The 11,175-nt window shown below is 69.1% G+C and carries 12 protein-coding genes; 3 read left to right on the forward strand and 9 right to left on the reverse strand.

Annotation, left to right across the window (positions count from 1 at the left end):
* Positions 1–43 precede the first annotated feature (43 nt).
* The 6 genes from OG937_10705 to OG937_10730 all read right to left on the reverse strand — a co-directional run bounded on the left by OG937_10705 (position 44) and on the right by OG937_10730 (position 4,854).
* A complete protein-coding gene (locus OG937_10705; protein ID WUD78701.1) occupies positions 44–1,273 on the reverse strand; it encodes a tyrosine-type recombinase/integrase in 1,230 nt (409 codons plus the stop codon).
* A 23-nt stretch (positions 1,274–1,296) separates the two neighbouring features.
* The gene (locus tag OG937_10710) at positions 1,297–1,848 is read right to left on the reverse strand and encodes a hypothetical protein (GenBank protein ID WUD72125.1); all 552 of its coding nucleotides are present in this window, start codon (positions 1,846–1,848) and stop codon (positions 1,297–1,299) included.
* A 49-nt stretch (positions 1,849–1,897) separates the two neighbouring features.
* Entirely contained in the window at positions 1,898–2,146 is a 249-nt protein-coding gene (locus tag OG937_10715; GenBank protein WUD72126.1) for a hypothetical protein, read from the reverse strand.
* 73 nt (positions 2,147–2,219) lie between these two features.
* Positions 2,220–2,351 carry a hypothetical protein gene (locus OG937_10720; GenBank protein ID WUD72127.1) on the reverse strand — a complete coding sequence of 44 codons (132 nt, stop codon included), beginning with the start codon at positions 2,349–2,351 and terminating at the stop codon, positions 2,220–2,222.
* 278 nt (positions 2,352–2,629) lie between these two features.
* A complete protein-coding gene (locus OG937_10725; GenBank protein ID WUD72128.1) occupies positions 2,630–4,060 on the reverse strand; it encodes a peptidoglycan-binding protein in 1,431 nt (476 codons plus the stop codon).
* Positions 4,057–4,854 (reverse strand): hypothetical protein, encoded by a 798-nt coding sequence (locus OG937_10730; protein ID WUD72129.1) that lies wholly within the window; start codon positions 4,852–4,854, stop codon positions 4,057–4,059. Before OG937_10730 ends, OG937_10725 begins: the two co-directional genes overlap by 4 nt.
* A 201-nt stretch (positions 4,855–5,055) precedes the next feature.
* Here OG937_10730 and OG937_10735 point away from each other — a divergent pair, with 201 nt between their 5' ends.
* Together OG937_10735 and OG937_10740 are read left to right on the forward strand one after the other, a co-directional pair.
* Positions 5,056–5,304, forward strand: coding sequence for a hypothetical protein (locus OG937_10735; GenBank protein ID WUD72130.1), 249 nt, complete (start codon positions 5,056–5,058; stop codon positions 5,302–5,304).
* Between the two features lie 183 nt (positions 5,305–5,487).
* Positions 5,488–5,955: a hypothetical protein gene (locus tag OG937_10740; GenBank protein WUD72131.1), complete on the forward strand. Its 468-nt coding sequence runs from the start codon at positions 5,488–5,490 to the stop codon at positions 5,953–5,955.
* A 311-nt stretch (positions 5,956–6,266) separates the two neighbouring features.
* Here OG937_10740 and OG937_10745 read toward each other — a convergent pair whose 3' ends face one another.
* Complete coding sequence (locus OG937_10745; GenBank protein ID WUD72132.1) at positions 6,267–6,734, reverse strand: hypothetical protein; 468 nt, start codon at positions 6,732–6,734, stop codon at positions 6,267–6,269.
* Between the two features lie 204 nt (positions 6,735–6,938).
* On the reverse strand, positions 6,939–8,114 hold the full coding sequence (locus tag OG937_10750) for a hypothetical protein (protein WUD72133.1): 1,176 nt from the start codon (positions 8,112–8,114) through the stop codon (positions 6,939–6,941).
* Between the two features lie 493 nt (positions 8,115–8,607).
* Between OG937_10750 and OG937_10755 the strand changes: the two genes are divergently transcribed.
* Complete coding sequence (locus tag OG937_10755; protein ID WUD72134.1) at positions 8,608–9,105, forward strand: hypothetical protein; 498 nt, start codon at positions 8,608–8,610, stop codon at positions 9,103–9,105.
* A gap of 91 nt (positions 9,106–9,196) precedes the next feature.
* Here the strand turns inward: OG937_10755 and OG937_10760 are convergent, their stop codons facing one another.
* Positions 9,197–10,819 (reverse strand): hypothetical protein, encoded by a 1,623-nt coding sequence (locus OG937_10760; GenBank protein WUD72135.1) that lies wholly within the window; start codon positions 10,817–10,819, stop codon positions 9,197–9,199.
* Positions 10,820–11,175: the final 356 nt, after the last annotated feature.

Genomic DNA, 11,175 nt, shown 5'->3' on the forward strand with positions numbered 1-11,175 from the left:
GACGGGCCCGTGCCGACGGCTGACACCGGTGGTCGCGCTGGACCTAGCCACCGAACACCGCCTTGATGTCATCCGCGGAGTACCCAGTGGGGTAGCTCGTCGTCGGCCGCGGCGTGCTGTAGTGCTCCGCGAGCTTGTCGAACATCTCCTCCACCCGCGCGGTCAGGTAGCGGCTGGTGGTCTGGATGTTTGCGTGCCGCATGATCGCCTGGACCTCGACCGGGGTGAGCTTCCCGCCGTTGGCCATCCGGGACGCCGCCGTGTGCCGAAGATCGTGCAGGGTCCAGTTCGTGCCCAGCAGCTCGTTCGCCCGCTGCATGATCCGGCGCATCGCCCAGTAGGACAGTTGGCGATCGCTCCCGCGACGGGTTCGCCAGACCGACTCGCCCCGTGATGGCGTGCCCGCCTCGTCGAGATACCGGGCCAGCCGGACGAACGCCTGCGGCGAGGCCGGAACCGCTTCCCTCTCGTGGGTGCCCTTGGAGATCACGTAGATCCGCTGGCCGGCCCAGTCGATGTCGTTCACCCCCACCCCGAGCAGTTCGACCGCGCGGGCGCCGCTGGAGACGTAGAACTCCAGCAGGGCGCGATCACGCTCACAGCCCATGCGATCGAACAGCTCGTCCCACAGACGGTCGGGAATCGAACGGGGCGGCCGGTCGGAGACCTTCTGCCGAAGCCGGGCCCGCCCCACCACTGCCCTCGGCTCCAACGGGCTCCGGTGCGCAAGGGCATGTCGACGCTGAGGCGAGATGGGGACGGGGTTGACCACCGGCCCGTTGCCCTGATGGGCGTGGAACCCATAAAAGCCGCTGACCACCGACAATGCGTGGTTGATCGTCCTGGGCGCGTATCCGGCACGGAGCGTCGGCTTGCCGGTCCTGAGGTTCACCGACCCGGGCATGTGTCCGCCCGGTTGAGTCCGCTGCCGCTGCGGATTCGAGGCCGTCCGCAGCCACCCCGCCAGCACCGCGACCTCGGCCTCGGTCGCCTTCTCCCATGCCACCCCCAGCAGCCACAGCAGCCGGAACCACCGCAGCAGGCCGTACCCGTAGCTGCGTACCGTCAGCGGGCTGCAGTCGTTCAGTGCCAGATCCCGCAGGTAGGTAGTAGCCGCCTCGATCTCGTCGTCGTACGCGTTCACGACGATGTACGGCGGGTGGACGCCCCGAGCGGGGACAACGGCCCCCACCGGGGCAGCTCGGCCCGCCCCTCGATCAGTTCCTGTCGCAGTTCCAAGGTGTTCCTCCTCGTCGATCGCATTGACCATCACGTCGATCAACGGGGGGAGTTGATTCAGATAACTGTGCACTGGTAGCGGGGCGCGTCCGGGTCGAAGTCCGGGGCAGGGGTGCAGGAGTAGGTGTGGGTGCCGCCGAGCTGGTCGGTCCAGTTCCATGTCCAGCCGGCGGGCGGTTCTCCGTCCTGGCCGTCGGCGCCGTCTCGCCCGTCCTGGCCGTCCTGGCCGTCCTTGCCCGGGGCGCCGGTGGCGTCCTGCCCTGGCAGGCCGGAGGCGCCGGGCGCGGGGGTAAGCGTTGGGGCGGGCTTGCCCGGGTCACCGGGATCGCCCTTGTCTCCCTTGTCGCCCTTCTCGCCGGGCACGGGGAACGGCACCGGCACGGTCCCGCGATCGTCCAGGCCTTCCACGGCGTCGCCAGGGTCTGGCGCTATGGGCGTGTTGCCCTGGGCCCGAATCTGGGCGCGTAGGGCGCGGACGTCGTCGGCGAGAGTGGTGACAGCGGTGCCTCGGCGGTCGGCCTCGGCGGCGAACTGGTCCGCGCGGCTGGACTCGGCGTCGATCCGCGCCCAGATGATGGCCCAAGACCGAACAGGGCGACAATCGCGCACGCCGTGGCGATCGAGCGCCAGCGGTTGGCCAGGGCCCGCTGGTTGCGGGTCACGTCGGAGTTCCTCCCATCTGGGTGATCTGCGCGCGCAGCCGGGCGGTCTCCGCCTCGGCGGTGGCGCGTCGGGCGGCCTCCGCGGCCAGTGCCGCGTCCTTCTCCGCCAGGGCTGCGTTCTTCTCGGTGATCTCGGCGCGCTTGGCGGTCAGCTCCTCCTGGAGCTGGTCCGTCAGCGCGCCGAGACCGGTCAGCGCCTGTTCCCCGCGCTTCCCCAGTGCCGCGACCACCGCTGTTGCCAGCACCCCGCGAACGCTAGAAGGGAGCCGACCAGGGTGATGGTCGCGTTCATTCACCGGGGATCCGTTCGCGAGAGGGTCAGGCGGCTCGGGTGTAGTTCGCCTGGACGGGCGCGGTCACCTGGGTGCGGGTCCAGGCGCCGATCCCGATGGAGACCAGGGACAGCCACAGGGCCTGGTGGTCGGCGTCCAGGTGCAGACCGAAGCCCACCGGGCAGCGACGCCGGCCTGGGCGAGGTTGCACAGGGCAGCGCCGACGCTGTCCTTGGCGATGACGGCGATCGCGAGGGCCACGACGCAGGCGGCGACGGTGTTGACCAGTGCCTGCTGCTCCACGGTGGCGTGCCAGACGTACGCAGAGCCGAGCTTGACCAGGATGCTGATCAGGGCGAGCCAGGCGGCGGGCTCGCGTCGCGTCCGAAGAGCAGCACGGGGTTCGTGGGCATGGGGTGCTTCCTTCTGTGAGGTGGGGCGGTGCGAGGGGCGGGGTCAGACATTGGGGACCTTGAGGGCGTCCCAGTCGGCCGTGCTCGGGATGCCGGTCTGCGGGGTGCCCCGGTGCTTCTGCCAGCGCTTGACCGAGGCGGCGTCCACGGACGTCCAGTCGGGGCCGGGGCCCTGCTTGTAGGCGCCGCAGCCGACGGCAACCAGGCGCTTACCCATGGCGGTGACGACCGCGGAGTGTCGGCCGGTGCGGAAGAACGTGGCGCCCGGGTACGGCTCGTACAGCGGGGGGATGTTCTTGCCCTTGCCGGTGACGAGCAGGTCCCAGGTCTTGGGGCCGGGGATGCCGTCGGCGTCCTGGCCTTTCCAGCCCTGGGCGAGCTGGAACGCGCGGGTGGCGGCGCGGTCGGCGTCTCCCCACTTCGGGCCGGGGCCGACCTTGTAGTAGCGAGCGCCGCCACGGGTCACGAGCATGCTGCCGAGGCGGGTGACGTAGGCGTTGTTCGCGCCGGGGCCGAACGGGCTGGCGCCGGGGAAGGCGTTGGGGCTGGCCGGGGTGGCCGGCTTGCTCGGCGTCGGGGGGTGCTTCTTCGGGCTCGAGGTGGCCTTGCCCGGCACGATCGCGGTGTCACACGCGCCGAAGTCCGTGTGGGAGTTGCCGGGGACCTGGCCGTGGTCGTAGTGGCCCGGCTTGGACTGCCAGGTGCCGCGCGGCCGCGGGTAGGAGCCACCCGGGGACTTCGGCGGGTTCCCGGCCGGCCAGACGTCGGGGATCCCGTAAGCGCGCCCGGCCGCGAGCAGCTTGCGGAAGTTCGGCTCCATTGCCGGGTCGAAGCCCTTCGTCCACGGCGACCGTGCGTAGGCGAGGACCTCCACCTGGATGTTGACCAGGCCTTCCCGGTTGGTGCGGCGGGAGCCGTCGTTCTGCAGGGCCCGGGCGCTCTGGGTGAGCGGGCCAAACTGCCCGAGGGAGTCGGAGACCGGGTCGTAGATGACCTGGGGCTCGGAGGCGACACGCATCAGGTACGCCGCGACGCTGTTGAAGTACGACCTGCCGGCGGGGGACTCGGTGCTGTGCCAGGTGAACCGGGGCCCGGACTCGGGGTGGTCCATGGCGCCGCCGATGACCTGGTCACCGAAGCGCACCGCGCCGTCGATGTAGGCGGGGCCGGTGACCTTGTACCCGGCTTCCGGCATGTCCCGGTCGTCGTACAGGAGCGCGCTCGGGTCGGGGACGCGAATGTCGAACGGCTCGGCGTCGACCGGGAAGTAGACGTCCAAGTCACCGTCGGAGCGAAGGACACAAAACGCGTCGGGGATGCGCCGGTACGGCAAGAGGTGCCGCTCGGACTCGGGCAGGGCGGCGATCGCGCGGACCTGGTCGACGTGGGCCTGGTCGCAGGTGCCGAGGTAGGTGGTGGTCAGCTCGCGGTCGTCGGGATCGAGGTGGTCGACCGCGACGTGGTACTGCGTCATCGGGGGTTCCTCCGGAACTGGATGAGGTCGATCTCGCGGCGCAGCCGCTGGTAGACGTCCAGCGACATGCGGAAGGAACCGTGGTCCCCGAAGGTGGTGCCCCAGGAGTTCCGGACGCGGACGATCGTTCGGGCGGGGACCAGGGAGCCGGTTTCGTCGCGCCCGATCTGCTCGAGGGCGGTGACGCACACGGCGTGCCCGCCCATGACGGGGGTGTCTTCCCAGCCGGTCAGGTCGTCCAGGAGGGCGTGCTCGGTGGCGTTGGTGAAGGCGTCGTGCCAGGGCATGCCCATCGCGACCGGGCCGGTCTGCAGGAGCGCGCACAGTTCCGCGGCGGTGGTGCCGGTGCCGTACTGGTCGATCAGGCCGCGCGCCTTGAGGGCTTGGGCGACGCCGAGGCTCGAGGACCCGCAGTCCTGGGAGGGCCAGGTCAGGTCGTGCCACTGGTCGCAGGTCGTGGCGGCGGCGTACAGCTCGATCGCGAACTCTTCGGCGGCGACCGGGTCGGTGGTGTCGAGGCCAGCGGCCTTGGCCTCCTCCGCGGTGAGGATCGCGGCCAGGGCGGCGGTGCCGGCGTTGCACGCTCCGAGGACATCGACGTCGTCCACGCCGTGGAACAGGAGGGAGGTGCGGACGCCTTGGGTGAGCAGGTTCGTCTGGTCCAGGACGGGCAGCGCTGGTTCCCAGTCGGCAGTGTGGAGGGTCTGACCGACGTACGGACGGCGGTAGTCCAGGGTGCGCGGGTCCAGCACGAGGTGACGGCCCAGGTGCGGCTGCACGTCGTAGGTGCGCACCGTGATGTCGGGTCCTGTCCCGTTACCGGCATCCCTCGGTCCGCTCACGTCACTTCTCCGCCTTGGAATCGCAGCTATTGACACCTGTTTCTGATCAATTCCCAGGCTAGTGTCGGGAGGGGGTGCGGTATCCCCTGCTCATCCCCGCCCCGGCGGGCGAGCAGGGGAATGCTGGCCCTCGAACGCGCCTACGGTGACGGCATGAAGCGCACACCCGTCAGAACCGTCGTGCTGGCCCGGGACCTGGCCGCGTTCCACGACTGGTGCCGGGAGACCGGGCACAGCCCTCGCGACCGCAGCATCCTCTTCGCCTCCGGCCCGTCCCGGCTGCGCGGCCTCGGCGATGCCGAGTTGGTCCGCTACGGCGACTGGTGGAACCGGCTGGACGGCCGCGCTCTCCGGGAAGCCGTGGCCGCGCTCCGCCTCGAGGCCTTGACCCCGACGTCATAGCGCTGGCGCACTTCGACGGCCCGGTTCTCTTATAACAACGGCAGACAGGCATGGCGCCGTTGTCCCTCCCGGCCCGGCCCCTGACCAGGACGGATACCCCCAGACGACACCGTGCCGTAGCGATACGAGAACCGAGCCAATTACTCTGGCGGCCGATCTTCTGAACCGGAAAGGGAGGCCGCCGTGCCCGACCCGAGCACCCCCGACGAGGACGGCGAAAACGCCTCCTCCGTCGAGACCGCCAAGCCCCTGTCCAAGAGGAAGAAGATCCTCCTCGGCATCGGCGCCGTGGCCGTCGCCGCGGTCGGCAGCCTGCTCATCAAGCTCGCCCAGAAGAACTACGCCACCCAGGACGTCGAGACCGACGAGTCACTCGATGCCAGGGTTCCGACACCCGCGGAGCTTGAGTTCGCCGCCATCGTGCGCGCTGCTGCAGAAAGCGTGTGGAAGATCAAGAGTGTTTCCACAAGCGGCTTCAACGTGGAAGCAAAGATCCGATCCAACTCCGGCAGGGGAACGTGGACGGCGTACTTCCGATTTGATGAGGAGACAGGCCACTGCCACTACTCCCATCCCTACCAGGGCGCGACCGCACCTCTGTTCTTCATCGAGGAGGTCCAACGGCGACTCGCCGAAGCAGCCAACGCCTGACACCAGTTCGCCACTCAGCCGGGGAAACCAGCGGCCACGCTGACCTCGAGCACTGCGCCGTACGCTGCCCGGAACTGGTCAGGTGTCCAAGTGCGTCCGTCGGCGAGGAAGACCGGCTCGAGGCGGCTACCGCCCGCCCACTGCGCGTCCGCGATGTGCGCCCAAGCGACAACAGCGCTGGGAAAGGGCACGCCCAATGGCGTCGGTGCCGTCGGGCGCGGTAACCAGTACCCGCCACCCGGGGCCAGCCGGGACGATCGTGCGGATCTCCCCTGGTGTGCCGACGGCGGTGGCCTTGGTGAGGAGCGCCATCAGGCGGCCAGGATCAGCTCGAGGGCGTCGAACATCATGTGGGCGATGTGTTCGTGCCCCTGATCTGTCGGGTGGACGGCGTCCGTGCTCGAGCCGATGGCCCAGTCGGCATTGCCGAAGCCGCTGGTGGCGGTGACATGGCCGCTGCCGGTGATCCAGGGCCCCAGGTTGCCGAGGACCGTGCCGTCGGGGGCCAGAACGTCGCCCGTGATCGGGGAGATGAACGGCACGCTGGCCGTGGTCGCCCGGGCCCTGCCCCAGGTGTCCTTCGACACCAAGGACGCCGGGATCGTGTACGTGCCCCAGGTGCCGGTCGGCGAGTAGCCGCCCACGAGGATGATCAGCGCGTTCGGCAGGGCCCCGAACGCCTCTGGGACCCCATCGAAGACCACCTCCTGCGCTGGCGCCACGACGGATCCCCCGCCCTGAACCAGTTCCGCATCACCATCACCCTCGACGGCCGCCACGACGTCTCCTGGCCCCACGCTCGGTGACATGGGTCAGGCCCCCACCTGCCGACAAGGAGCACCAGGAGAGCTGGACCGCAGCCGCACGACGCTCATGCCGCGCCGAGCCGCAGCCGCGCCCAGCACGACTCGGCTCGCCAACCCCTGCCAGCCAAGCGGTCAGGCGGAAGCCTCGGCCATGGGGGGAGGTGGCGCGTGACGGCGTCAGGCGCGCAGGCAGCGATCTCGAAGTTCGGAGATGACGGCCTTCTCGGACGCGTTGACGGCACCGTCCACAGTGGCCACCCGGTCGGCCGCATCGAGGATGTCGCTCAGATCCCCCGACTCGGCGTCTATGCGCCGCCACACCTCGGCGGGGTCCATGTCAACAAGGTGAGCGAGCCGTTCGTCGACCACCTGATGGTGATCCCGCACCACCCTGACCAAGTGCCGGATCAACAGCGCCTCATCGTCGGCGATTTTGTCGTCCGCCATGATGACGAGCCACGCGACCCACAGCATCAACTGCGGGTGCTGGCTCCGCTTGCTCAGGCCCTCGGCGAGTTCTATCACCCGCGCCTCGTTCCGGAAGACGGCTTGCGCGTGCCGTCCCGCGAGCAGCGTCGTATAGCGGTTCAGCACCACCGCAAGGGGAACGCCGACCAGGGGGATACCGATCTTGATGACGTTGCGTTGCAGGAGGAACTTCCCGACGACCGGGAGCCCCCTCCCGGCAGCCAGTACCGCTCTGGAGTAGAAACGCTTGATCAGCGGCCGCACGAGGGCCGGAACCACCTTGATCGCGCCTTCCCGGACCGCTTCCCCACTCTTGATCGTGAAGGCCACTCGAATGAGCTTCCACATGTCCTCGGGGTCGGACAGGTCGAGCGGGACCCGGTAGAGGACTGCGACGTCGTAGGCCAGGCGCAGCTGGAGCCGGGTGATGAACGCGACGTCGACCATCATTGTTGCGACGGCGGCCGGGACAGTCGCCGGCGAGGCACCACCAAGGCTTCCGAGGGTGGCCACGACGGCCGCCGTATAGGCCCCGGCAGACAGCCCGCCTTCAAGCGCGGCGTACCGAGCCGCCATCTTCATCCGCTGATCGACGATGGCATCCGCGGGTACGCCCTCATACCGCTCCTGGAAGTACTGCCAGTCGACCTTGTCGGTGTAGGAGCTCAGGGCCTGAGCGCTGAGCTTGGCGAACCAGCTGCCCGACTTGATGTCGTCCGCGCTCAGTCCCTTGACGAACTCCCGTATCTCTTCACGCTCGTGCTCGACAGCTTCCCGGTCGGCATCGTCATCCCCGTCGGTGTCGGTGTCGGTGTCGGTGTCGGTGTCGGTGTCGGTGTCGGTGTCGGTGTCGGTGTCGACAGTGTCAATACGGGCTTCGGTCATGGCCAGTTCCCCCCAGGGTGGTACAGCGTGGAGCTAGGATGCCAGGTGTGGACAACGCTGACGTCTCAACACAGTGACTCAGTAACCGACACATCTGTGGAACGGCTGGGCCGTTGAGTTGAGCTGCACCCTAGCGCGTCGTCATGCCGCTGATACCGACCCGTCGATCTCCGTCGTGATCGCCTTCACTGCGGCCAGCTGCGCCAGACACATGCAACCCCCCAAGTCGGTTCTGCACCGTGAACAGCACCGTGCCGGACGCCTTGACTACCTCGTCCGCCGCATGCTTGTCGGCAATGCGACCGGCCGCACCCGCGCACGTCCGGCCGAAGCCCAACCGGACACCTCAAGCAGCCCTACCCGGTCTGAGCGATGATGGGCACCATGGTCGGCCGGTCACACCGGCGGCCACCCCGTGACACGCCCCCGCCCGCGACCGCTCTGGAAGGCAACCAGCTGAGCCTTCACCTGCCCGTTCTGGTTGGATGCCGCCATGAGCGCAGGCACTCACCCGGAATCCGGTCTGACGAAAAGCATCTGGAGCGACGCCGACTTCGACGCGATGGGATGGCATGACTGCACCATCCACGGACTCTGCGTGCAGCCGGGTGCCTCCGACGACTCGCTGCCGCGCCTGCTCCTGGACATCGACTACATCGTCCGCTGGGTGCGTCCGGTCGCCCCACAGGCGCACTTCAGCTTCTGGATCGCGCCGTCCACGCTCGTGTTCGACGATGTCTGGGACGTCGAGGGCGACCTCGACTTCAAGCAGATGGCCTTGAGCCTCGACATCGACCATCTTCGGCGCTCAACCCCACAGGACAGTTACGCCGACCCGCAATGGCACATCGAAGGTCACTACTTCGACCTCACGTTCCGGGCCACGGGATTCCGCCAGTACGTACGGCAGGCACCCCAGCACGCGCAGCGGCTTGACCTCTCACACAGCGAGCGCGGAGGGATCTCGTTCGCGGAGACCGCCTTCGCCTGAAACCAGCACGCACGCCCACCCATCAGACACTCAGATCTCAACCGCGGTCTCAGGGAAGGACAAGCAGCCTCAAGAGCTTCCGGCCCGGGGGTCACCACTGTTGCGGGTCCTGCTTGAGCAGACGCTGCAGGCGCTGCGCGCGACGCTGACCGATGTGCAGCTGCCTCTGCAGCTGCCGCAGCGACACGCCCCTCGATGCGTTGCGGCCGCCGTCGGCGCGGACGACTAAGTCAAGACGGCGCGCCTCCCCCAAAAGTTCGTCCCTGTCCGGGCCGGACCGGACCCCCGACGCATCCGCATCCGGGGCGGGTGCCTTGGCGTGCGGCTGCGCATCCGCCTCGTCGTCGGCTGCATGCGGCTGCGCATCTGCCCTGCTGTCCGCACCCGGCTGCGCAGCCGCCGGGTGCGGCTGGGCCGGGATGCGGGCGTGCACGGCCTCCGTGCGGGGCGGGGCTGCAACGGCAGGCTGCGGGCCGGGCGCTGGCTGCATGTCGGGCACGGTCTCCTTCCCGGCATCCGCTACGGCAGTTTTGAGTGCGGTGTTCGCGCGGTCGAGGGCGACACCAATGAGGGCTTCCGACACCCTGACGCCGGCCGAGCCGCACCGGGCTGCGATCTCGACCACGGATGCATACGGGTAGGCGTCCACGATGGTGCGGATGGCGTCGAGCGGCTGCATCCGCCTCAAGTCCTGGTGCGCGAGCGTACCCAGCGTTGCGGACAGGGCAGGGCTGACTGCCGCGTGCCCGGGAAAGACCTCGCGGAGCGCATCGTCCCAGGGCGAGGGGATCTCTCTGGTGGCGAGCTCGCCCGCGTGACGCCGGACAGCAAGGAGGCGAAGCAACTTCTTGCGCTGCTCGGGGTCTTGTCCGACCTCAGCGCGGGCGACGGCGGCCCCAAGCCGCCGGTTCCTGACGTTTGGCAACCAGCGCGGGGGCTCCGGCAATGCCGCAAGGCGCACGGCCTTGCGGGTGGCGCGGTCGCGCGCGATCTGCGCGGCGTTACGGCCGCGGTCGGCCAGGCCCAGACGGGACAGCATGCGCTCACGAAGTTCGCGGACGATGACCGCCGGGACGCTGTTGGATTGGGCCCCGGGTTTGGCGTGCCACAGGTCCAAGCCGAGCGCGAGGTGGCACAGCAAGGCGGCCAGGACCGGCCCGACAAAGGCCCGGACGGTGCCTCCCCAGATGTCGGGGCTCTCGGTGTAGGCGGGGATGACCTGGACGGTGGTGATCAGCCACACCAGCATCCCGGGCGCACCCGGCTTGTTCTTGTAGTGCATGTTGCTGCGCGCCATAAGTGCGCAGCCGAACAGTGCAAGCTCGCCGGCGAAGAACAGGAAGCCGCGCTCGCGCAGGGAGTGCATGCCGAGGTGCTCCTCGGCGAACCGCCAGGAAGTGTCGCCGCTGTAAGCAGTGCACGCGGCAGCAGCCAGCGCAGCCACCACCACAGCAACCGGATGCCGCTTGCCGTCAACGGGCTTCGACTCGTCGTCCTCCGACTTGTCACCGGTCGGCTTCCGCTTGGCGCCCGCCCGGCCGTGATTACCGCGGGTGGACCGCGCATTCGGCGGCTGCGGCTGCGGCTGCGCAGCCGCAACCCGCAGCCGGCGGCGCCAGATGACGGCAGCCAGAGTCACCGTGGTGATCTGCGCGAGGACGAACAGGCCGACAGCCAGGGGGTGCTGAGAAAACTGGTCGAGCAGGCTGTTCACCGCAGACTCCTTGCCCAGGTGTGAGAACGGATTGCCATACATGCGAGGCGGGTGCGGGCGACATCTGCACCCGGGGCGCGAATCGCGGCCTGACGGCAGTGGCCATCACGGGCCGATACATAGGTTCTGAAGGTCGTTGTCACCCCAGCAGTGCACCAGCCGCACGAGAGATGGGACGCCCGCCCTGCAGCGGCATCCCAAGCCCCGCAACGCCGCCTTGGAGAACATCCCGCTCGACGGAATCCGACACTAGCGCCGCGCACGCAGCCGGTGACGCTGACGAGGGCGGCGACAGGTCGTGGCTGCTGCCGCTGCTGCAGGAATTTCCGCGGCCAGCGACCACCGCAGCGAACCGC

The sequence above is a fragment of the Streptomyces sp. NBC_00510 genome (assembly GCA_036013505.1).
In the GTDB taxonomy this organism is placed as follows: domain Bacteria; phylum Actinomycetota; class Actinomycetes; order Streptomycetales; family Streptomycetaceae; genus Actinacidiphila.

Bases quoted from the DNA above. Each gene is read 5' to 3' on its own strand.
- OG937_10735 (WUD72130.1), top strand. From the start codon at position 5,056: ATGAAGCGCACACCCGTCAGAACCGTCGTGCTGGCCCGGGACCTGGCC.
- OG937_10750 (WUD72133.1), bottom strand. From the start codon at position 8,114: ATGACCGAAGCCCGTATTGACACTGTCGACACCGACACCGACACCGAC.
- OG937_10725 (WUD72128.1), bottom strand. From the start codon at position 4,060: ATGACGCAGTACCACGTCGCGGTCGACCACCTCGATCCCGACGACCGC.
- OG937_10755 (WUD72134.1), top strand. From the start codon at position 8,608: ATGAGCGCAGGCACTCACCCGGAATCCGGTCTGACGAAAAGCATCTGG.